Below are 22286 nucleotides of genomic sequence, written 5' to 3'. Positions count from 1 at the left end.
ATCAGTCGAGTGGAGCGTCCGAATGCCGTTTTACACCGCAGCCAGCCAAGCCGAATTCCTGCAGCAATTGCGGGCGGCGCTGGGGCAAAGCCTGAATGCCGACCTGGTGCCGCAGGTCAGCCTCTTTACCGAGCAGTTCTTTTCCATCGTGCCGCTGGCTGAGCTGACCCAGCGCCGACTCACCGATCTGGTTGGCATTACGCTCGCAGCGTGGCGCCTGCTGGAGCAAAAGGACGCGACCGGCCCGGCCCTGCGGGTGTTCAACCCCGATTACGAGAAGCACGGCTGGCAGTCGACCCATACGGCGGTGCTGATCTTGCAGCCGGACATGCCATTCCTAGTCGACTCGGTGCGCATGGAGCTATCGCGGCGTGGGCTGCGCATTCACAACCTGCAGAACAGTGTGCTGCGGGTGCGGCGAGGCGACGATGGCCGCCTGAGCGAGTTGCTGCCGCGCGACGGCGACAGCGCGGCGACTGTGAGCGAGTCGCTGATCTTTCTCGAGGTCGACCGTTGTGCCAACGCCAGTGAGCTGCGGGCCCTGGAGCAGGCGCTGCTGGCGGTGCTTGGCGAGGTGCGTCTGGCGGTCCAGGATTTCGGGGCGATGAAGGCCAAGGCACTTGAACTCAGTGAAGGGTTCGCCGAGCTCCATCCGCAGGCGCAGCCTGAGGACCTGGCCGAGGAGCGCGACTTTTTCGCCTGGCTGCGGGACGAACATTTCACCTTTCTCGGCTATGAGGAATTCTCGCTGGAGGAGACGGAGCAGGGCGGTCGCCTCGTCTATGACCAGGCCAGCCTGCTGGGTCTGTCACGTGAGCTGCGCACGGGGCTGGAGGCCGAGGGCGCGCAGGTCGATCGCAGTGCCCTGGCCTATCTGAAGGCGCCGCTGCCTTTGTCGTTCGCCAAGGCAGCCAGGCCCAGCCGTATTCATCGGCCAGCCTACCCCGACTTCGTCTCGGTACGCGAATTGGACGCCCAAGGTGTGGTAGTGCGTGAATACCGTTTCATGGGGCTCTTCACGGCAGCGGTGTACACCCAGAGCGTCCAGCGCATCCCCTTTATTCGCCGCAAGGTGCAGCAGATTCAGCAACGTGCTCGCCTCGAGCACTCGGCGCACCTGGCCAAGGAGCTGTTACGGGTGCTCGAGGTGCTGCCGCGGGACGAGTTGTTTCAAAGCACCCTCGACAACCTGTGCGACACCGCTATCGCCATCGTCCAGATCCAGGAGCGCGACCTGTTGCGCTTGTTCCTGCGGACCGATCCCTATGGCCGCTTCTGTTATTGCCTGATCTACCTGCCCCGGGATGCTTATTCGACCGAGACACGGCAAAAAATCCAGCAGGTGCTGATGGATCGCCTGAACGCCAAGGGCTCTGAGTTCTGGACCTACTTCTCCGAGTCACGGTTGATCCGGGTGCAGTTCATCCTGCGGCTCGATCCGGAGCATCCGCCGCAGATAGACCTCGAGAAGCTGGAGCGGGAGGTGACCCTGGCCTGCCGTGACTGGCGTGACGACTACATGGCGCTGGCGCTCGACCGCCTCGGCGAGTCCCAGGGCAGTATGGTGCTAAGCGATTTTCCGAAGGGGTTTCCCGCTGGTTATCGGGAGCGGTTTTCGCCCTTCTCGGCCGTGGTGGATCTGCAGCACCTGCTCGACCTCGGCCCCCAGCGCCCGCTGGTGATGAGCTTCTATCAGCCCTTGGCGGCGGGCGGCAACCGCCTGCATTGCAAGATCTACCATGGCGAGCTGTCGCTGGCGCTGTCGGACGTGCTGCCGGTACTGGAGAATCTGGGACTGCGGGTCCTGGGTGAAGTCCCGTATCGGCTGCGGCATCGTGACGGGCGCGAGTTCTGGATCCACGATTTTGCCTTCACCTATGCTGAAGGGCTGGAAATCGACCTGCTGGAGATCAACGAGCCGCTGCAGGATGCCTTCGTGCACATCATCGATGGCCGGGCGGAGAACGACGCCTTCAACCGCCTGGTCCTCACAGCCGGCTTGTCCTGGCGTGAGGCCGCCCTGCTGCGCGCCTATGCCCGCTACATGAAGCAGATCCGGCTGGGCTTCGACCTCGGCTATATCGCCAACGCGCTGGTCAATCACAGCGCTATCGCCCGTGAGTTGGTCCGCCTGTTCAAGATGCGTTTCTACCTGGCCAGGCGGCTGGGCGAGGAGGACCTGCAGGACAAGCAGGAGCGGCTGGAAAAGGCCATCATCGCCGCCCTCGAGGACGTCGCGGTGCTCAGCGAAGACCGCATCCTGCGGCGCTACCTCGACCTGATCAAGGCTACCTTGCGCACCAATTTCTATCAGCCGGACGCGGAGGGAAAACCCAAGGACTACTTCAGCTTCAAGTTCGATCCGTCCGTCATTCCCGAGATGCCGCGGCCCGTACCTCGCTATGAGATTTTCGTCTACTCACCGCGGGTAGAAGGCGTGCACCTGCGTGGCGGCAAGGTGGCGCGGGGAGGTTTGCGCTGGTCGGACCGGGAAGAGGATTACCGCACCGAGGTGCTGGGGTTGGTCAAGGCCCAGCAGGTCAAGAATGCAGTGATCGTGCCTGGCGGCGCCAAGGGCGGCTTCGTGCCTCGGCGCTTGCCGACCGGGTCGCGGGACGAAGTACAGGCAGAGGCAGTTGCCTGCTACCGACTGTTCATCAGCGGCCTGCTCGACATTACCGATAACCTGCAGGAAGGTCAGGTGGTGCCCCCGGCAGCTGTGTTGCGCTACGACGAGGATGACCCCTACCTGGTGGTGGCGGCTGACAAGGGAACGGCCAGTTTTTCCGATATCGCCAACGAGATCGCCGCGGCCTATGGCTTCTGGCTTGGCGACGCCTTCGCCTCGGGCGGCTCGGCGGGCTACGACCACAAGAAGATGGGCATCACTGCCAAGGGCGCCTGGGTGTCGGTGCAGCGACACTTCCGCGAGCGTGGTATCGATGTCCAGACCGACAGCATCGACGTGCTCGGGATCGGCGACATGGGTGGCGACGTGTTTGGCAACGGGCTCCTGCTGTCGTCCTCGCTGCGGCTGGTCGCTGCGTTCAACCATCAGCACATCTTCCTGGATCCGGACCCCGACCCGGCGAGCAGTTTCGCCGAACGCTTGCGCCTGTTCCAGTTGCCGCGTTCGTCTTGGGCCGATTACGACGCTGCGCTGATTTCCACTGGCGGTGGCGTCTACCCGCGCAGTGCCAAGAGCATCACCCTGAGTGCAGCGGTCCGGGAGCGCTTCGCGATCCAGGCCGAGCGTCTGACCCCGACCGAGTTGATCCAGGCACTGCTCAAGGCGCCGGTCGATCTGTTGTGGAACGGTGGGATCGGGACCTACGTCAAGGCGGAGCATGAAACCCACATCGAGGTGGGCGACAAGGCCAACGACGCGCTGAGGGTGAACGGCAACGAGTTGGGCGCCCGGGTGGTGGGCGAGGGCGGGAACCTCGGCATGACGCAACTGGGCCGCGTCGAGTATTGCCTGAAGGGCGGCGCCTGCAACACCGATTTCATCGACAACTCGGGCGGCGTCGATTGCTCGGATCACGAGGTCAACATCAAGATCCTGCTCAACGGCCTGATCGCCGAGGGCGATCTGACCCTGAAGCAGCGCAACCTGCTGCTGGCGGAAATGACCGACGCGGTGGGCGAACTGGTATTGCACAACAACTACAAGCAGACCCAGGCGCTGTCGGTGGCCGAGCGTCGGGCGCGCGAGCGGATCGGTGAATATCGTCGCCTGATCGTGGGGTTGGAATCCTCCGGCCGGCTCGACCGCACCCTGGAATTCCTGCCAAGCGATGAGGCACTGGCCGAGCGCATCGCCCATGGCCATGGCCTGACCCGGGCGGAACTGGCGGTACTGGTCTCCTATAGCAAGATCGATTTCAAGGAGGCCTTGCTGGACTCTTCGCTCCCGGATCTGCCGTATCTCACCCGTGATATGCAGCGCGCCTTTCCGCAACTGCTGGCCGAACGGTACGGTGAGGCGATGCAACAGCATCGCCTCAAGCGTGAAATCACCGCGACCCAGGTGGCCAACGATATCGTCGACCACATGGGCATCACCTTCGTCCAGCGGTTGCGGGAATCCAGCGGCATGAGCGCCGCCAGCGTGGCCAGCGCCTACGTGATGGTGCGCGACATCTTCCATCTGCCGCACTGGTTCCGCCAGATCGAGGCGCTGGATCATCGCGTGTCCGCCGATCTGCAGCTGGCGCTGATGGACGAGCTCACCCGCATGGGCCGTCGCGCGACCCGCTGGTTCCTGCGCAACCGCCGTTACGACCTGAACCCGGCGCGTGAGGTCGCGCATTTCGGGCCACGGGTCGCGGCCCTGGGACTCAAGCTCGACGAGTTGCTCGAAGGGGTGACCCGTCAGCACTGGCAGGAGCGCTACCTGCGATATGCCGAGGCTGGCGTACCGGAGCTGCTGGCGCGCATGGTCGCCGGCACTGCGCACCTCTACACCCTACTGCCCATCGTCGAGGCCGCTGATCAGACGGGGCAGGCCGAAGAGCGAGTGGCGGCCGGCTACTTTGCCGTGGGCGGGGCGTTGGATCTGAACTGGTATCTTCAGCAGATCACCAATCTCAGCGTCGAGAACAACTGGCAGGCGCTGGCGCGAGAGGGCTTCCGGGACGATCTCGACGCCAACCAGCGAGCCATTACCGTGTCGGTGCTGAACATGGGTTCAGGACCGATGGAGCAGCATCTTGCACAGTGGATTGTCCAGCGCCCGGGGTTGACGGAGCGCTGGCGCTATCTGCTCAGCTGCCTGGCGGCGGCGCCTGCCGGGGATTACGCGCTGCACTCGGTGGCGAGCAGGGAACTGCAGGATCTGGCCCTCAGCGAGCCCGAGTGAAGGAGGGTGGCTCGCTGACGAGCCACCCGGTTCACAGGTGCCGGCGCAGATAATCGCAGAAGTCGGCGGCGCCGGCTTTCTTCAGTCCGATGCCGAGTCCATCGGACCGAGGCAGTCGCTTGTCCAGCAACAGCCATTCATGGTTGTGGCGTTGCAGGCGGAGGCGGGCATAGGGTGTGCCGTCTTCCAGTAGATGGCGCATGAATTCGCGATCATTCCACGCATGCTCTGGCATCAGCAGCACATGGTAGGCCCGCTCCAGAGCGGCAAGCCCATCCTCGTCGATGAAGTAGCGCACCTGTTCGCATGGCAGCGACAGATCGAGCCCGCGCAGTCGCGCATAGGCGATGGCGCAGGCAAAGGCCTCGCCATGCCCGTCACCCGCCCAGAACACCCGGTCGCCCTGCCAGTTGGCCTGTAGCAAGGTGACCCGGGGCGCGGCCTTGTAGCCGGGTACGGCGGTGTCCATGACACGCATGAAGTCGTTGTAGCTGATAATGCGTATCGCCCGGCACGCGGGCGTTGCGGCGAAGGTTTCGAAACTGGGGCAGGGAATGCCCAGTGGGTTCGGAGCGAGAAAGCCACCCACCTCGCGAAGATCGAAGGCATCACGCGGTTCGCTTTCCCGGCGAATCAGCTTGACCAGAATGGCGTGGGCGCGAGCCTTGTATTCCTGGGTAGGGCCGGACAGGGCTCCGCGAGGCAGCTCGTGGAGGTCCTCCAGGGAGGGATTGTCGCTCCAGAAGATGCTCGAGTGAAATGCAGGCAGCGGCGCAAACTCCAGCTTGAGTTTGCCGATGCGCTCTCGGGCATGCTGTGGGGCAGGGGGGCGGCTGGTCAGTCCCAGGCGGGTAGCCAGGCGTGCAAGGCGCGAACTGAGAGAGGGCGACACCCTGACCTCAGCCCTTCAGCCAACCGATGTGCCGGGCACCGAAGCCGTATTCGCCGTCGCGTGGCATCATGGCGATCATCAAATGGAGGTGCTCCGTGCCTAATCTGATCCTCGATATTGCCTTATCCACGGACCGGCTGCTAGCCGTCTATCAGGGACGTGCCAACCGTATCCTGGTGCAGAGCCGCGAGGGTCGTCGGGTGAGCCTGCCCGCCCATCATCTGCGTCCCTTCGTGACCGAAGAGGGGGTGCATGGCAGCTTCGTCATGGAGTATTCCGCCGATGGCAAGCTCCTCGGGCTGCGACGCGCCTGATCCCCTGTCGCCGTAGGGACAGTCACGCGGCTCGCCGCTATACTTTGGCACCCTCCGTTTCTTCGACTTAGGCTGCGCATGTACAACCTGGCCCGCGACCTCCTGTTCAAGCTTTCTCCGGAAGGCGCCCACGAAGTATCCCTGGATCTGATCGGTGCGGGAGGCCGACTGGGACTCAATGGCCTGTTCAAGAAGGCGCCCTGTTTGCCGGTAACGGTGATGGGGCTGGACTTTCCCAATCCAGTGGGGCTCGCGGCCGGCCTGGACAAGAACGGAACGGCCATTGATGGGCTTTCACAACTTGGATTCGGTTTTGTCGAGATCGGCACGGTGACGCCGCGCCCGCAGCCTGGAAACCCCAAGCCGCGAATCTTCCGACTGCCGGAGGCCGAGGCGATCATCAATCGCATGGGGTTCAACAACCTGGGCGTCGACGCCCTGCTCGAGCGGGTGCAAGCGGCACGCTTCAAGGGCATTCTCGGCATCAATATCGGCAAGAACTTCGATACACCGGTGGAGCGCGCGGAAGATGATTACCTGCTGTGCCTGGAAAGGGTCTATCACCATGCCAGCTATGTCACGGTAAACGTCAGCTCGCCCAATACCCCTGGCCTGCGAAGCCTTCAGTTTGGCGATTCGTTGAAGGCCTTGCTCGAGGCCCTGCGCCTGCGCCGGGAGGATCTTGAGGTGCGCCATGGCAAGCGTGTGCCGATTGCCATCAAGATCGCGCCGGACATGAGCGATGACGAGATCGCGCTGGTGGGGGAGGCGGTGTTCCAGGCAGGTATGGATGCGATCATCGCTACCAACACCACGCTCAGTCGTGAAGGCGTGGGCGGGCTGGCACATGCGGATGAGGCGGGCGGCCTGTCTGGCGCACCGGTGCGCGACAAGAGCACCCACACCGTGCGAGTCCTTGCCCAGACGCTGGCCGGTCGCCTGCCAATCATCGCCGTGGGCGGTATCACTGAAGGCCGGCACGCGGCGGAGAAAGTCGAGGCAGGTGCCAGTCTGGTGCAACTCTATACAGGCTTCATCTACAAGGGGCCTGGTCTGATTCGCGAGTCGGTTGACGCCATCGCCGCGCTGCAGGCGGCCCGACGCGTCTGACGGGACCGTCGCCCGGTGGGCTCCCCGTCTGGGGAGCCCTACGCCCGGGTGAGGCGTACTGGAAGAGAAAGGTGTCTGCGTGTCAGCCTACGGCATGGAATTCATTGAGGCGATGGACACCGGCGGTGCCGATCATGCCATCCCAGTGGTCGGTGCGGCCTTCCCGCCATCCGTTGATCCAGGCCTGCCGGGTGCCGGCCTGAGTGAAGGGGCAGAGGTCGCGAGATTTGCCATAGATGCCGTGCTGGTAACCGCGCTGGAAAGCTCGTTCCATCGGATCACGCTTCAGTCTTCTCATTGGGTAAAGCCCTCAGTTATTGACTATGTTCCCATCGGCCCCGTGACGAGGCTGGCAGCTTGCTGCCGACGGGCCCGCTGCCGGCGTGGCGGACCCTTCGCCTTCATTGCAAAGACGATTGAGATGAGTTCTAACCTATTTTTGCAGGGCAGGTGAATGATCGATTTGGCATAAACAGCGCAGTGATATCGCTAAATGCCCTAACCCACCCTCAACAGCTGTAACTGCAACGCTGCCGAGTGATCGCTCAGGCGTCACAATAGAGCCGCTGTCGCCCGGATATCGAACCGCCAATCTTTCTGGAACCCGCATGACCCTACAATTGATCCTCACCTGCCCCAAAGGCCTCGAATCGCTACTGCGTGACGAGGCTGCTGCGCTCGGCCTGCAAGAAAGCCGCGAGCATCCAGCCGCGGTGTCCGGCGTGGCTGATCTGGAGGTGGGCTATCGCCTGTGCCTGTGGTCACGGCTCGCCAATCGGGTATTGCTGGTGCTGTCGCGGTTCCCGGTCGACAGCCCCGACGCGCTGTACGCCGGTGTGGCCGCCATCGACTGGCATGACCACCTCGACAGCCGCGGCACGCTGGCCGTGGAGTTCAGTGGCCAGGGCGCTGGAATCGACAACACTCATTTCGGAGCCCTGAAGGTCAAGGACGCGATCGTCGACAGTTTGAGGGACGAGAACGGCGGGCGTCCGGGCATCGACAAGCTCAATCCGGACGTGCGTATCCATGTCCGGATCGACCGTGGCGAGGCGGTGGTGTCGCTAGATCTGTCCGGCCATAGCCTGCACCAGCGCGGCTATCGTCTGCAGCAGGGCGCCGCACCACTCAAGGAAAACCTGGCTGCAGCGGTGCTGATCCGCGCTGGTTGGCCTGCCATTGCGGCGCAAGGTGGGGCACTGACGGACCCGATGTGCGGTGTTGGGACCTTTCTCGTCGAGGCGGCGCTGATGGCGGCGGACATTGCCCCCAACCTTCGGCGCGAGCGCTGGGGTTTCAGCGGCTGGTTGGGACACGTGCCGGCGGTATGGTCGCGCCTGCTCTTCGAAGCGCAGGCGCGCGCGGCTGCTGGCTTGGCAAAGGAACCCCTGTGGATACGCGGTTACGAGGCTGATCCACGGCTGATCCAGCCGGCACGCAACAACATCGAGCGCGCGGGTCTTGCCGAATGGGTGCGTGTATACCAGGGTGAACTGGCGACTTTCGAGCCGCGCACCGATCGCAATCAGAAAGGCCTGGTCATCTGTAATCCGCCCTATGGCGAGCGCCTTGGCGACGAGGCCAGCCTGCTTTATCTCTATCAGCACCTGGGTGAACGGCTGCGCCAGGCCTGCCTCGGCTGGCAGGCCGCAGTGTTCACCGGCGCGCCGGAACTCGGCAAACGCATGGGCTTGCGCAGCCACAAGCAGTACGCGATGTGGAATGGGGCCTTGCCGTGCAAGCTGTTGCTGTTTCGTGTCGAGGTCGAGCAGTTTGTCACCGGGCGTAAGCCGGGCGCAGAAAGGCCTGTCGCGGCACGGGAGACCGACCTGGCCGGCGAGGCCGCGGTGATCCCGGCGCCTGGACTGGCGCCGGAAACCGCGCGCCTCAGCGAAGGCGGACAAATGTTCGCCAATCGTCTGGCCAAGAACCTCAAGCAGTTGGGCAAATGGGCCGCGCGTGAGCGGATCGAATGCTATCGCCTGTACGATGCGGACATGCCCGAGTATGCGCTGGCGGTGGATCTTTATGCCGGCTGGGTCCATGTGCAGGAATACGCACCGCCGCGCAGCATCGAGCCGGCCAAGGCCCAGGCACGCTTGCTCGATGCACTTGCGGCAATCCCGCCGACGCTCGGCGTGAGCCCTGATCGCGTGGTGCTCAAGCGCCGCGAGCGCCAGAGCGGCACTCGTCAATACGAGCGCCAAGGCAGCGAAGGGCGGTTCATGGAGGTGCGCGAAGGGGCAGTCAAGCTACTGGTGAACCTGACCGACTATCTGGACACCGGCCTTTTCCTCGACCATCGTCCTATGCGCCTGCGGTTGGCGCGCGAGGCAGACGGCAAGCGCTTTCTCAACCTGTTCTGCTACACCGCGACGGCCAGTGTACACGCGGCCAAGGGGGGCGCACGCAGTACCACCAGCGTCGACCTATCGCGCACCTACCTGGACTGGGCCCGCCGCAACCTGGCCCTCAATGGCCTGTCCGAGCGGCATCAACTGGTCCAGAGCGATGTCATGGAATGGCTGGCGCAGGAACAGGGAATCTATGACCTGATCTTCATGGATCCGCCAACCTTTTCCAATTCCAAGCGCATGGAAGGCGTGTTCGACGTTCAGCGTGATCATGTGCGCCTGCTCGACTTGGCCATGGCTCGGTTGGCGCCGGGCGGCACGCTGTACTTCTCCAATAACTTCCGCAAGTTCACGCTGGAGCCCCGGCTGGCCGAGCGCTACGAGGTGGAAGAGATCTCCGGCCAGACCCTGGACGAGGATTTCCGGCGTAACGGCAAGATTCACCGCGCCTGGCGCATCCAGGCGAGCAAGCGCTAACGGCGGGCGGTCTGGGAGCCGCCCTGCTGGCTGGACAGGCTGACCAGGACCTCGTCGAGAATCGCCGCCGCCCCCCAAGGCTGGGGATGGTTGAGAATCGCGACCACCGCCCAGCTGTTGCCCTGGGCGTCGCGGCTGTAGCCGGCGATCGCCCGGACATCCTTCAGGGTGCCGGTCTTGATGTGAGCGTTGCCGGCTACCGGGGTCTCGCGCAGGCGCTTGCGCATGGTGCCGTCCATGGCGGCCAGCGGCATCGATGAGATGAACTCGGCGGCGTAGGGGCTGCGCCAGGCGGCCTGCAGCATTGCTGCCATCTCGCGGGCTGTGATCCGCTCCTGGCGAGACAACCCCGAGCCATTCTCCATCACTAGATTTGGCGCAGCGATACCCTTGCTGGCGAGCCACTGCCGAATCACCCGTTGGGCCGCCTGGGCATCGTCCGCATCTCCCGGTAGGCGATGGGCCGCGCCCAGGCTGAGAAACAGCTGGCGAGCCATGGTGTTGTTGCTGTACTTGTTGATGTCGCGAATGATTTCGGTCAGGTCCGGCGACAGCGCGTGGGCCAGCAGGCGGGCGTCGGAGGGTACCGAGCCGACCCGGTCACCGCCGGTGATGCTTCCGCCCAGCTCCTTCCAAAGCGAGCGAACGGTGCCGGCGGCATAGTCAGGATGATCGAGCAAGGCCAGGTAGGTCTGGCCGTTGCACCCGGCATGAAGCTTGCCGGTGATGACCACGGTGACGCCCTGCGAATCGGCGATCGGGTTATAGTGCAGGTCTGGCCAGCCGGGGCATTTGGCAGCCGGCAGGGCCTGCACGCGGTTGTCGATCCTGACCCGATCGAGCGGTGGCTCCACCGCAACGCTGACCTTCCCGCCGTCGTTGCGGGTCACGAAGCGCAGTGCCTTGAGATTGACCAGCAGCGAATCCGGCTCGACGAGAAACGGCCGGTTCTGATCGCCGCCGTCATCGTCGAAGGCAGGCAGATCGGGCTGGATGAAATGGCTGCGGTCGAGTACCAGGTCGCCCTTGACCTGCACCACCCCATTGGCTCGCAGATCACGCAGCAGCAGCCAGAGTTTCTCCATGTTCAGCTTGGGATCGCCGCCGCCCTTGAGATAGAGGTTCCCCTGGAGGACGCCATCCTTGAGCGTGCCGTCAGTAAAGAATTCGGTTTTCCACTGGTGGTTGGGACCAAGCAGCTCCAGAGCGGCATAGGTAGTGACGAGCTTCATGGTGGACGCCGGGTTCACCGAGACATCGGCATTTACCAGGGTCGCGGCGCCTTCCCCATTGAGTGGGAGCATCACCACCGAGAGGGTATCGGCGCCTAGCTTGTTGCTCTTCAGGGCCTGCTCGACCCCAGCCGGCAAGGTCGCGTCGATGCGTTCTGCGTAGGCCGGCAGGGCGAGGGTAGCGAAAGCGAGGCCGCGCAAGACACCGAGCATGAGCGCTCCTTTCCTGATACTGCGGAATGGGCTGGACATGGCAATCCCAACGACTGGATGAGGGCGCGCTGATTATGCCCGAGCGGCTGGTTGGCGGGTGGGTGTCAGGAAGATTCTAGACGAAATGACTCTGTCCGACCGGATCCTGGGGCTGCGGCGGGGCGCTCTGGGCAGGCGCTGGATCGCTGTCTCGGCCGCGTTTTCGATGGAGGCGTCGGCACAGGTGAAGCAGCAGTGCAGAAAGGACGGCGACGCAGGTACCCACCACTGCGTTGATCAGGCGCCACTGTGGCTCTGTCCAGTCGAATGACAGGGTCTCGGTGAGTAGCAGAAAGCAGAGCGTGATCTGCAGGGCGAAAACCCCGTAGCGACGGGCCTGATACGCACGAAAGAGCACCACCAGTGCAAGGGTGAAGAAGGCAACCGGTGGTGCGCCAGCGAGGCTGTAGCCCAACAGGATCAGCAGGACAAAGAGCATCAGAAGCAAGAGGTCGGCGAGCAGGGCCTTGAGAAAGCCGTAACGATGGGCTAGCGGGATGGTGAGGAGGACAGGCAGCGTAAGCCAGTAACTTCGCGGTAGCGCCAGGTAACTGGCGCAGAAGCCGGCAAGACCCAATGCCAGGGCGCTGGCGACCGCCGCTGGCCACCAGTGGGACAATGGATGGTGCCGAGCCATGCGCCGCATGCCGCGGCGGGCGGTCGCGAGCCGCGGTTGTTCAGGCCACATTCGTAGACCCGCCGCGCCACGCAAACCGAAGCCAAGCAGCGACATCCACAATCCACCCAGCAGAAACAGCATGGCAATGGCCGGGGGGCGGTCGAAATTGCCAAGGCCGAACTCACCCTGTCCCAGACACAGGCAGATCGCCAGGGCCAATCCGCCTCGCGCTGCCTCGCTGCCATAACGGCGCAGGGCGGCCAGCAGAAGCCCATAAAAAGCGAAAAGGGCGAAGCTGAGCCAGGGCGAGATGGCGACGCGATACCCGATAGCGACACTGAAGGCGCCGAGCAGGACCAGGGTGAGCATGCTCAGCATGCCGAGGCGCAGGATGGGATTGGCCAGACTCCCCATGAAGGCCCCGACGGTGGCCCAGTAGAAGCCGGCATGGCCGCTGAACATGCCCAGCGACAACGGCAGCGCACAGCCGAGCCCGGCCGCCACTGCCGGGGGCCAGGCCGCTTGGCCGAGATGTCGGGATATGAACTGCCGCATGCCTTTTCGGGAACCTATACCGGACTGGAGCGGCCAGTCATCTCGCAGGCCATCTCCGTGGCGTAACTGTCGGTCATTCCGGCGATGAAGTCGATCATGCGAAGGAATGATGAGTACAGCGGCCAGGCCGGATCAGGGCAGTTATTGCCCAGAAGATCGAGAATCCGACGGTTCTTGAACGACAGCGTACCGCCGTGATGTTGTTCCAGAGCAGCGCCGCAGAAAGCGTTCAGCAGGATCTCCAGGGTTGTGTAGGCACCGATCTCGTGCAGGGTCTTGCGCTTGTCCTGAAAGATCTTCTCCCGGGCCAGCGCCTTGGCGCGTAGCACGCAGGTCTTGGCGCGACCGTGCATATGCTCCACCAGATCACCCTGCAGGCAGCCTTCGAGCAAGGCTTGCTGTTGCTCGACAAAAGCGCCCGCGGCGGCATTGGTCAGATGTTCGATGGCCTTGCCCCGAAGGATCGCGAGTTTGCGTCTGCGCGAGTCCGCTGGTCCGAGTTGCCGATAGGTCTCGGGGAGATCGTCACCGACCAGGTCCAGCAGTAGCGCTTCTACCTCGACGTAGTCGAGCAGGTCCATTTCCAGCCCGTCCTCGAGGTCGATCAGGCCGTAGCAGATATCGTCGGCTGCCTCCATGAGATAGACCAGCGGGTGCCTCGCCCAGCACTGATCTTCCAGCAGGGGCAGCTCCAGGCGCTGGGCGATCTGCTCAAGGAGGGGCAGGTCGTTCTGGTAACAGCCGAACTTGTGCTTCTTGTAGCCCTTGGCCTCGGCGTGGCGAGAGGTCCAGGGATACTTCAGATAGGTGCCGAGGGTGGCGTAGGTGAGGCGCGTCCCGCCATCGAACTGGTGATATTCGAGCTGGGTGAGTACTCGAAAGCCCTGGGCGTTGCCCTCGAAGTTCAGAAAGTCGGCCTGTTCGGCCTGGCTCATCGCATCGAGCCATCCGCGGTTGGCGGCCTGCTGGAACCAGTGACGGATCGCATCTTCACCAGAGTGCCCGAACGGCGGGTTGCCGATGTCATGGGCCAGGCATGCCGACTGCACGATGACGCCTAGGTCGCCCGGGCTGCACCATTCCGGCAGGGCACCACGGAGGGTTTCACCGACCCGCATACCCAGCGACCGGCCGACGCAGCTCACTTCCAGCGAATGAGTGAGGCGAGTGTGAATGTGGTCGTTGCTCGAAACCGGATGCACCTGTGTCTTGCGGCCCAGGCGGCGGAAGGCACCGGAAAAGATGATCCGGTCATGGTCCTTGTGGAATGGGCTGCGACCAAGTTCCTCGGTGCTGCGAACCGCCTTGCCCAGGCGCTCGCGGGTGAGCAGGGTGTGCCAATCCAAGGGCTGTACTCCGTTGCCTCTCATGGTCCGCGACGCGTGTGCGGCGGACGGCAAAATCCTGCCTGAAAAAAGCGGGGTCGTGGTGAGCTATTTAAGCCGGCGGAGCGCTCGTGTGCGACGTCTCGCTGAGTCGTACCGGCGACATCCCTGTCGCTGCGGCGGCTCAGTGGCGTTTGCGCACCAGCAACGCCTGGGCCTTGAGGAGCGGATAAAGGGTCAGACCCAGTCGAGCGAGGATGCCCAGTTTGCCAAGACGGCGGCCAAACAGGCTCAGTGCCAGCGTTGCGGCAATCACCATTGGACCCTTGCTCGTCGAATGGTGGCCTTTGCTGCGCCGACCGGACAACATGCCCTTGACTCGATCAAACGGATTGGCCAGAGGCTGTGCGTTGTACAGCAGTTGCTGGCGATGCATTTCCATGCGCAACCGCACCAGCTCCTTGCGCGCTGCCAGGTCACTGGAGGTGGTCAGGGGTAGGCTCATGGCATTAGTCGCTCCCGGTCCCGAGCCAGCTCTTCCAGTGTGGCCTGGAAAGGCTGGGTGAATTCCTTGATGATCCGCATGACCATGCTGAGGCACACGCCCAGGGCAATGGCGTAAAGCAGGCAAAGGATGATGGTCGCCGCGATGCGGTTATCCCAGAACGCCATGACCACCACAGCCGAAATGCCGACCAGTATCAGGATGCCCAGCACGAGGCTCACCCCGGCCAGGAGGAAAAGCTTGATGGCTCGCGCCTTCTCCTCCTGGAGCTCGATGCCCAGCAGCTCCAGATGGCCTTGCATGAGGCCGGCAAAGGCGCTTCCCAACCGCTTGACAGAGGGTTGCTGCGCCTCGTTTTCGTGGTCCACGTCCATTGGCGCGTCTCCTGTCAACGGCGAGTGACCAGGCCTAGCAGAAAGCCAACGCCGGCAGCGATCCCGAGCGCCTGCCAGGGACGGCTGTGAACGTATTCCTCGGTGCTCTGCATGTAGACCTGACATTGGCCGCGCACGTCCTCTTCGCGCTCGTGGAGCATCGACTTGGCGCGGGAGATGTTTTCGTTGACCTTCTCGCGCAACTCGCTGGCCTGGCTGTCGGTAGAGCCCTGGGTAAACTTCAGCAGGCGCTCGGCATCGGCGATCAGGGTATGGAACTCGTCGACCAGTGCATTCTGGGCGGCCTGGAGATTCTTGCGGTGCGCCTCCTTGTTTACCAGGGGCGCTTTTTCAGCCTTGTCGGACTGGCTCGTGGCTTCTGGCGATACACCAGTCACATCATTGCCGGTCACGTCGTTATTGGTTGGCTCTAGGGTCATGAGGGCGCTCCTTGTTGTTGAGGGACTCTTTTTTCGAGCACCCTGCCGAGTCAAGGTTCCGCTTGGCTTATCCGAAGCTGTAAAGAAAAAGCCCGTCAGGGCGGGGCCGTGACGGGCTTTGTCTAACCAGCGAAGTGGTGCTGCTCTGATTACATCAGCGGCAGAGTGTAGCTGACGATCAGACGGTTTTCGTCCATATCGGAAGCATAGCTGCGACGCAGAGTGGCATTACGCAGACGAACGCCGAGATTCTTCAGAGCTCCGTCCTGGAACACATAGCCGATGTCGGTGTTGCGCTCCCACTCTTTTGCCGAAGCACCACCGACCTGGAAGCCGTCGCCAGTGATGTAGCGGGTCATGAAGGTCAGGCCGGGGATACCCATGGCAGCGAAGTTGTAGTCATAACGAGCTTGCCAGGATTTCTCGCCAGGGTTGGCGAAGTCCGAGATCTGCACGTAGTTGACCAGGAAGGGATCGGTACCTGCAAGGTAGGCGTAGCCGGTGTCGCCGTTCATCTTCTGGTACGCCAGACCAAAGGCGTGGCCGCTGATCGCGTAGGTGAACATGGCGCCAAAGGCGTTATTGTCCACGTTGGTGTTGCCGTCATCGGTGGAGCGGGCAAAACGCAGGTCGGTCTTGAACGACTGGCCTTCGCTGATCGGATGCACATGCACTGCATTGACGATGTGCTGCTTGTAGTTCTGGTCCAGGTTACCGTAGTTGTAGCCCAGGGTCAGGTTGTTGTCGACGGCGAAGCTGCCGCCGGCGAACCAGAACTCGTTTTCTGCAGTGGCGCCGGTAATGCCGCGGGCACCGGTCGGTGCGTTCATCGCGATATCATCGCTGCGGCTGAGGTTGCGCAGGCTGTTCTGGTACAGGCGGCCAGCGTTAAGGGTCAGGCCGTTGATCTCCTGGGAGGTCAGTTGGAAGCCCTGGAAAGTCTGCGGTAGCAGGCGGGAATCGTTGGCGCTGACCGATGGCAGCTTCGGCATCAGAGTGCCGGCACGCAGGGTGCTGTTGGAGATCTTGGCCTTGGCGGCAGCACCAAGCTGGCTGTACTCGTCAGGCACGTCATCGCCAAAACCGCCTGGAAGAATGCCGGTGCCCGCACGGCCGGGGCCCGAGTCCAGCTTGACACCCAGCAGACCGATGGCGTCCACGCCGAAGCCGATATCACCTTCGGTGAAACCCGACTCATAGCGGAGGATGAAACCTTGAGCCCATTCTTCGGCCTTCGACTGTGCGCCAGGCGCAGCGTCACGGAAATCCCGATTCATATAGAAGTTACGCAGTTCGAGCGTAGCTTTACTGTCCTCGATGAAGGCAGCTTGTGCCAGAGAAGGAATTGCCAGAGTTGCTCCCAGAGTTGCCAGGCTGATAGCCCGGGCCATTGGAGTCTTGAGCATTTATTGTATCTCCTCGGTGGATGATGCTCTGTTGTTCGCTCAATTTACGGCGATGCCACTTAAGCATTAGTCCGCGGCCAAAGGCTTTTAGACTTTCGTCTTCCTTGCGCTTTACCGCAGCGGCTACGGTGATCTGCTCCGCAAAACGGGCATGACCCTTCGCTCTTATCCGAAACCGTGGTCGAGACGGCTTCTGGCGGCGAATCCTAGCGGTTTGACAAAGGTTAGTCGAATGAAAAACCTGCACGAAGTCTGCTGTATAAAGGTCCGACATGACGGTTTGATGAACGCAGGCTGCTAGACTTTAGTACAGGTACAACGAGAGGGGAGAGCATGTCGACGGAGTGTCAGTTGTTGGGCACGCTGGGTTGCCATTTGTGCGAGCAGGCCGAGGCGGTATTAATTCCGCTGGTGGAGAGGGGGCTTGTGGTTGAGTTGATCGATATTTCCGAGCGTCCCGAATGGGTTGAAGAGTACGGCACCCGGATACCTGTGCTGCGTCGTCTGGACACTGGGCAGGAACTGAACTGGCCTTTCGACGCGGCCCGGGTAGAGTTTTTCCTGGCCTGCTGAAGTCGGCATTTGCCGACTCCAGCGCCGAGTGGGAAGTTGTCTTAGTTGAACTAGAGGCTTCTGTGAGCCGAGCAGGCTGACAGGAGTTTTCGCCATAAACGAATAAACCCGCACAAGGCGGGTTTATCGAGTGCGGCTGACCGCAGAGTGTTGGTCGGAGCGACTGGATTCGAACCAGCGACCTTCTCGTCCCGAACGAGACGCGCTACCAAGCTGCGCTACGCTCCGATGAATGGCGGCATTTTACATAAAAGGTTTTGCTTCACAAGGGCTTATCGGGCTTTTTTTCATCGGGCAAGGCGGTCTCGGGTGACTGCAGGGTGATGTCAGCCATGAGTGCCGGGGTGTTCAGGTTGGCTAGCCTTGGATCACCTGCCGGTACTGCAAGGCTCTGCCCACCCAGGTTCAGCAGAACGCGCAGATTGCTGCGCTCTCCCGCCATCCAGGCCTGTTCGAATGCAGCGCAGAGAGTGGTGGGAATCATGCAGAAGAGAGGCTCCCACTGTTCACCCTGGCGCAGCATCAGTGGATGCCCGGTCGCCTGGGAGGCCTGTCGCAGGGCAAGCAGCAGCGCTGTATCCACCAGCGGCGCGTCGCAGGGCAATACAAGCAGCCAGGGATGCCGGGCGATTGCGAGCCCGGCTCGGATCCCTGCCATCGGGCCTGGAAAGCCTGGCTCGCCATCGCGTACCAGGCGGTCTGCATATTGCTGATAGCGTTCTTCGTTGCGGTTGCACGAGAGGATGAGATCATCCGTATGCGAACGCACCACCTGGTGCAGCCAGGCAATCATCGGGCGGCCCCGCCAGGGCACCAGTCCCTTGTCGCGCCCACCCATGCGAGATCCGCGTCCGCCCGCGAGGAGGAGAATGGAGCAGGGAGGTAGCGGGGCGCTCAGCATGCCAGGGGCTCCGTAAAGCCCTGTGATATAACACTCCAATCCCATGTACTCAACCGGATGGAGCCCCATGAGCCACAGACCTGATCAGCCCTTCGTTCCGCTCAATATCGCGGTACTGACCGTCAGCGACACTCGTACCCCGGAAACCGATACCTCCGGTCAGCTATTGGTCGATCGGCTGACCGAGGGCGGTCATCGACTCGCCGAGCGGGTGTTGCTGAAGGACGACCTCTACCGCATACGCGCCCGGGTGGCTCACTGGATTGCCGAAGATCAGGTGCAGGTCGTCATCATTACTGGTGGCACGGGTTTTACCGGGCGGGACAGCACGCCAGAGGCAGTAGCCTGCCTGCTGGATAAGCAGGTCGACGGCTTCGGCGAATTGTTCAGGCAGGTTTCGGTAACCGATATCGGCTCGTCCACCATCCAGTCCCGGGCTTTGGCGGGGCTGGCGAACGGTACCCTGGTGTGCTGCCTGCCGGGCTCCACCAATGCTTGCCGTACCGGTTGGGACAAGATCCTGCGCGAGCAACTGGATGCTCGTCATCGGCCATGCAACTTCGTCCCCCATCTCAAGCAGGCCGAGCCTTGCGAGAGCCGCGGATGAGCGGTGGTCTGCTCTCCATCGAGCAGGCGCAGGCACGGCTCATGGCGCAGGCCGATGCCAGCCGTATCGAAGACAGCGAGTCCGTGGCGCTTGCAGAGGCGGATGGGCGAGTTCTGGCCGAGGCGGTCTGCGCGGCGGTCGACCTGCCTCCATGGCCCAATAGCGCAATGGACGGGTTCGCCTTCCGCCATGCCGACCTGTCCCGTCAACCCCTGCCGGTCAGCCAGAAGATCTTTGCCGGGATGCACCCGGGTCCGCTCCAGCCCGGTAGTTGCGCGCGGATCTTCACCGGTGCGCCGTTGCCACCTGGCGCCGATACCGTCGAAATGCAGGAAAACGCGGAGCTGCTCGAGGACGGGCGGGTGCGCTTTGCCGAGCCGCTGCCGGTGATAGGTCGTCATGTCCGCCCCCAGGCGGGGGAGGCTCGGCGTGGTGAGGAGGTGTTGGCACGGGGGACCCGCCTTGGCCCTACGGAACTGGGACTGGCAGCTTCGCTCGGTGCTGGTCGGCTTCGGGTGGTGCGCAGGCTGCGGGTCGCCCTGCTTTCCACAGGGGATGAAATCGTCGAGCTGGATCAGCCGCTGGGTCCTGGGCAGATCTACAACAGCAACCGCTATCTACTGCATGCGTGGCTGAGGCGATTGGGCTGCGATGTGGTCGATCTGGGCATCCTGCCTGATGATCCGGCGCAGATCCGCACTCGGCTCGACGGCGTGGCGGGCGCCGATCTGATTCTTTCGACAGGCGGGGTATCGGTGGGGGAGGCGGACTTTCTTGGCCAGATATTGCGTGAGCAAGGCGAGTTGATCTTCTGGAAGCTGGCGATCAAGCCAGGCAAGCCCCTGACCTGCGGTCAGTATCGGGGCATTGCGGTGATCGGGCTGCCAGGCAATCCCGCATCGACACTGGTGACCTTTGCCTTGCTGGCCCGTCCCTATCTCCTGAGGCGTCTGGGTGTGGAGCGCCTTGAGCCGCTCGGCTTCGAGGTTCCGGCAAGCTTCGACCGGTTGACCGCTAGCTCAAGACGCGAATACCTCCAGGCCAGGGTGAACGAGGGTCGGGTCGTGCTTCACTCGAATCAGAGCTCCGGTGTGTTGCGAGGCGCTACCTGGGCGGATGGCTTGGTCGAGGTTCCGGAACACCGCAGTTTTCGTGCGGGTGAGCCGCTACGCTTCATTCCCTATGCTCAGCTTCTGGCGTAAAGCTCTCCGGCCAATCTGGATCAGGAGGCGGAGAATTTTCTCTAGCTCACGAAAAAGGCCACGGCCCCCAGGGGCCGTGGCCTTTGTGTCACGCCTGCGGTCAGCGACGCAGGTTGTAGTCCGCCGCTGCGCCGGTCCCGATAATGGCGGCCGACGGCAGCAGGTTGCTGATGAAACGGTTCCAGCGCGCGATATTGGCCGGCCCTACGAACACCACGTCCTGCGGATGCAGCGGGAAGTGCTTGGCCAGGGCGAAGGCAGTCGGCGACTTGGCGCTCAGCTGGAAGACCGTGGCCTGTTGGGTGGCGATGTTCTGCGCGCCACGGATGACGTAGATGGCGTCGCCGCTGGCCGTTTCCTGGCGTAGACCGCCGGCCGTACCGATGGCGTCCATCAGGTTGAGGCTGGTCGACTTGAAGATCATTGCCTGGGGCTGGATCACCTCGCCGAGTACGTAGATCTTCTTCTGATCATTGTAGGGCAGGTGCAATTGATCGCCTGGTTTCAGGTAGACCTGGTGCAGCCAGGACTCCGAGCGGTTGAGATCATCGATATCGAGCAGATATTCACGGCCTTCGCGCTTGAGCGTCAGTCCGCTGAGATCGGCGTTGTCCACATCCACGCCGGCCTGGCCGATGGCCTGAGTGATGGTCATGGGCGAAGCGGTGATCGGAACCTCGCCGGCAGTGTTGAAGGCGCCGGAGAGGACCACGCGCTTGCTGCCGTAGCGCAGTACGCCAACATCGACCTGCGGGCTGTCGATGTAGTTGGTGAGGCGGCTGGCGATGGTCGAGCGCAGTTCTTCGATGGTCATGCCCTCGGCCTTGACCTGGCCGATGTAGGGATAGAACAGGGTGCCGTCGGGCCGTACCAAGCGACCGTTCGCCTCGAGCTGCTGTTGAGCGCCGGATGGGGCCGTCAGTTCCGGGTGATCCCAGACGGTGATGTAGAGAAGGTCATTGGCGCCGATGCGGTAGGACTCCGGCTGGAAATCCAGCAGTTCCTGTTTGCTCGCCGTGCCCATGCTCGACGCGATGTCACCTTTGAGCAGCTCTGGGGTGATACGCACAAGCTTGACCGTACCATCTTCGGCAGTGCGGTCTTCCCCTCGGAAATCGTTCGGGCTGAGGTGCTGGCCAGGCGCAAAGGCACAGCCTTGCAGGATTAGAGCGGAGGCAGTAATTGCAAGTAGCGATTTCATGAGTTCATCCTTGACGGAAAATGATGGGTCGAGCCGCTAGGCGGAGATCAGTCGGTGCGCAACAGCGGCCGGGTGGGCTGCTGAACTTGAATGCGTCGGGCGCCCCCGAGCCGTAAGGGGCTTGGACAAGTTCGATGACCAAATGCTTTCTCCCTGGTTCTTGTAGCCACCGGCGCTATACCCGCCGACGGTCTTTTAGGGGGCAACCGCCCAATGGCTGTATGCCATCAAGGCGGTTACCGACGAGGTAATAGACCGCTTCGTCAAAAACCGGTTCCTTTCGTCAGTTACTCCTGCTGAAAAGAACAGGACAAAGGAGCTCCCCCCGGTTTCAGCTGTCCTGTTTAGCTGGATTGCAGCGATTGTTCCGTTGATTCCGGGCCCGAATGTAAGCCGGAATGATGAACATCAGGTCCTGGAAGTAACGCTTGGCCAGCCGCTTTGGCTCCGACAACATTCGATGCAGCCACTCGAGCCGGGCTTGCTGCATCCAGACCGGGGCACGCTTGACGCTGCCGGTTGCAAAGGCGATGGAGGCGCCGATGCAGAAACCCATGCCGGTGCGATCCGTGCTGCTCACGGCACTGGCGAGAATTTCCTGGCGAGGCGCGCCGACGGCGTAGAACACCAGCTCGGAGGGGTGCTCGCGGATGAATTGCAGACAACGCTCCACTTCCTCCGGCTGATCGATGAAGCCCATCGGCGGGTTGTGATGGAACAGACGGATGTCGGGATAGCGAGCCTGCAGCCGCAGGCACTCCTGCTCTGTCGATCCGATAAGCACCAGCCGAAGCCCCTTTCGATCGGCCCAGGCCAGCAGATCCAGGGTCAGGTCGCTTCCGGGGATGACTTCGGGCACCCTGACGCCAAGCGAATGCAGCATCGGCATCAGCACGCGGCTGTCGCAGACTCGCCAGCGTGCCTTGGCGTATGCCCGGCGGAAGCTGGTGTTGTGCTGCAACAACGCCAGATGATCGACGTTGGGCGTGACGACATAGGAGTATGGCTGGTGCACCCCGTCACGAATGCACTGCATCAACTGGGCTTTGGTTCCGGTGTAGAAGCGGACCCCAAATGCCTGGCTTT

At 62.6% G+C, this 22286-nt stretch carries 19 protein-coding genes and 1 tRNA gene; 7 read left to right on the top strand and 13 right to left on the bottom strand.

The annotated features are described in order from the left end of the window. Positions 1–22: 22 nt before the first annotated feature. Positions 23–4861, top strand: a complete 4839-nt coding sequence (locus tag ACFOMF_RS04710; protein ID WP_386361725.1) for an NAD-glutamate dehydrogenase — start codon at positions 23–25, stop codon at positions 4859–4861. A gap of 31 nt (positions 4862–4892) precedes the next feature. Here ACFOMF_RS04710 and ACFOMF_RS04705 read toward each other — a convergent pair whose 3' ends face one another. Then, positions 4893–5753, bottom strand: a complete 861-nt coding sequence (locus ACFOMF_RS04705) for a DUF6685 family protein (protein ID WP_386361723.1) — start codon at positions 5751–5753, stop codon at positions 4893–4895. A 95-nt stretch (positions 5754–5848) separates the two neighbouring features. Here ACFOMF_RS04705 and ACFOMF_RS04700 point away from each other — a divergent pair, with 95 nt between their 5' ends. After that, entirely contained in the window at positions 5849–6067 is a 219-nt protein-coding gene (locus tag ACFOMF_RS04700; protein ID WP_386361721.1) for a DUF2835 domain-containing protein, read from the top strand. Positions 6068–6145: 78 nt separating this feature from the next. Then, positions 6146–7177 carry a quinone-dependent dihydroorotate dehydrogenase gene (locus tag ACFOMF_RS04695; RefSeq protein WP_386361719.1) on the top strand — a complete coding sequence of 344 codons (1032 nt, stop codon included), beginning with the start codon at positions 6146–6148 and terminating at the stop codon, positions 7175–7177. An 82-nt stretch (positions 7178–7259) separates the two neighbouring features. Here the strand turns inward: ACFOMF_RS04695 and rmf are convergent, their stop codons facing one another. After that, positions 7260–7475 (bottom strand): ribosome modulation factor, encoded by a 216-nt coding sequence (gene rmf, locus ACFOMF_RS04690; protein ID WP_386361717.1) that lies wholly within the window; start codon positions 7473–7475, stop codon positions 7260–7262. 310 nt (positions 7476–7785) lie between these two features. Here rmf and rlmKL point away from each other — a divergent pair, with 310 nt between their 5' ends. Then, positions 7786–10008 (top strand): bifunctional 23S rRNA (guanine(2069)-N(7))-methyltransferase RlmK/23S rRNA (guanine(2445)-N(2))-methyltransferase RlmL, encoded by a 2223-nt coding sequence (gene rlmKL / locus ACFOMF_RS04685; RefSeq protein ID WP_386361715.1) that lies wholly within the window; start codon positions 7786–7788, stop codon positions 10006–10008. On the opposite strand, the gene dacB is transcribed toward rlmKL, so the two are convergent. From dacB to ACFOMF_RS04650, 7 genes are all read right to left on the bottom strand, one after another. Then, positions 10005–11453, bottom strand: coding sequence for a D-alanyl-D-alanine carboxypeptidase/D-alanyl-D-alanine endopeptidase (gene dacB / locus ACFOMF_RS04680; RefSeq protein ID WP_386361713.1), 1449 nt, complete (start codon positions 11451–11453; stop codon positions 10005–10007). The two genes, rlmKL and dacB, sit on opposite strands and share 4 nt — an antisense overlap. A gap of 115 nt (positions 11454–11568) precedes the next feature. Continuing rightward, the gene (locus ACFOMF_RS04675) at positions 11569–12666 is read right to left on the bottom strand and encodes an FUSC family protein (protein ID WP_386361711.1); all 1098 of its coding nucleotides are present in this window, start codon (positions 12664–12666) and stop codon (positions 11569–11571) included. 14 nt (positions 12667–12680) lie between these two features. Continuing rightward, positions 12681–14012 carry a deoxyguanosinetriphosphate triphosphohydrolase gene (locus ACFOMF_RS04670; protein WP_386361709.1) on the bottom strand — a complete coding sequence of 444 codons (1332 nt, stop codon included), beginning with the start codon at positions 14010–14012 and terminating at the stop codon, positions 12681–12683. 163 nt (positions 14013–14175) lie between these two features. Next, positions 14176–14496, bottom strand: coding sequence for a hypothetical protein (locus ACFOMF_RS04665; RefSeq protein WP_386361707.1), 321 nt, complete (start codon positions 14494–14496; stop codon positions 14176–14178). Beyond that, positions 14493–14870 (bottom strand): phage holin family protein, encoded by a 378-nt coding sequence (locus tag ACFOMF_RS04660; RefSeq protein ID WP_386361705.1) that lies wholly within the window; start codon positions 14868–14870, stop codon positions 14493–14495. The genes ACFOMF_RS04665 and ACFOMF_RS04660 overlap by 4 nt, the downstream gene beginning before the upstream one ends. A 14-nt stretch (positions 14871–14884) precedes the next feature. Beyond that, positions 14885–15310 (bottom strand): DUF883 family protein, encoded by a 426-nt coding sequence (locus ACFOMF_RS04655; RefSeq protein ID WP_386361703.1) that lies wholly within the window; start codon positions 15308–15310, stop codon positions 14885–14887. A 149-nt stretch (positions 15311–15459) separates the two neighbouring features. Then, positions 15460–16716 carry an OprD family porin gene (locus ACFOMF_RS04650; protein ID WP_386361701.1) on the bottom strand — a complete coding sequence of 419 codons (1257 nt, stop codon included), beginning with the start codon at positions 16714–16716 and terminating at the stop codon, positions 15460–15462. 333 nt (positions 16717–17049) lie between these two features. Here ACFOMF_RS04650 and ACFOMF_RS04645 point away from each other — a divergent pair, with 333 nt between their 5' ends. After that, positions 17050–17289: a glutaredoxin family protein gene (locus ACFOMF_RS04645; RefSeq protein WP_386361699.1), complete on the top strand. Its 240-nt coding sequence runs from the start codon at positions 17050–17052 to the stop codon at positions 17287–17289. Between the two features lie 151 nt (positions 17290–17440). Here the strand turns inward: ACFOMF_RS04645 and ACFOMF_RS04640 are convergent. Then, positions 17441–17517, bottom strand: a tRNA-Pro gene (locus tag ACFOMF_RS04640). Between the two features lie 34 nt (positions 17518–17551). Next, positions 17552–18190, bottom strand: coding sequence for a molybdenum cofactor guanylyltransferase MobA (gene mobA / locus ACFOMF_RS04635; RefSeq protein WP_386361697.1), 639 nt, complete (start codon positions 18188–18190; stop codon positions 17552–17554). Between the two features lie 67 nt (positions 18191–18257). Here mobA and moaB point away from each other — a divergent pair, with 67 nt between their 5' ends. Both moaB and ACFOMF_RS04625 read left to right on the top strand, forming a co-directional pair. Then, positions 18258–18797, top strand: a complete 540-nt coding sequence (gene moaB / locus ACFOMF_RS04630) for a molybdenum cofactor biosynthesis protein B (RefSeq protein WP_386361695.1) — start codon at positions 18258–18260, stop codon at positions 18795–18797. Then, on the top strand, positions 18794–19999 hold the full coding sequence (locus ACFOMF_RS04625; RefSeq protein WP_386361693.1) for a molybdopterin molybdotransferase MoeA: 1206 nt from the start codon (positions 18794–18796) through the stop codon (positions 19997–19999). The genes moaB and ACFOMF_RS04625 overlap by 4 nt, the downstream gene beginning before the upstream one ends. A 100-nt stretch (positions 20000–20099) precedes the next feature. Here the strand turns inward: ACFOMF_RS04625 and ACFOMF_RS04620 are convergent, their stop codons facing one another. Both ACFOMF_RS04620 and ACFOMF_RS04615 read right to left on the bottom strand, forming a co-directional pair. Next, a complete protein-coding gene (locus ACFOMF_RS04620; protein ID WP_386361691.1) occupies positions 20100–21200 on the bottom strand; it encodes a polysaccharide biosynthesis/export family protein in 1101 nt (366 codons plus the stop codon). A 331-nt stretch (positions 21201–21531) separates the two neighbouring features. Then, positions 21532–22236, bottom strand: a complete 705-nt coding sequence (locus ACFOMF_RS04615; protein WP_386361820.1) for a WecB/TagA/CpsF family glycosyltransferase — start codon at positions 22234–22236, stop codon at positions 21532–21534. Between the last annotated feature and the right edge of the window lie 50 nt (positions 22237–22286).

The organism is Stutzerimonas tarimensis, from assembly GCF_042648805.1.
Taxonomy (GTDB): Bacteria; Pseudomonadota; Gammaproteobacteria; order Pseudomonadales; family Pseudomonadaceae; genus Azomonas; species Azomonas tarimensis.
The sequence above is the reverse complement of the archived record's forward strand: the minus strand, read 5'-3'. Positions and strand labels throughout refer to the sequence as shown.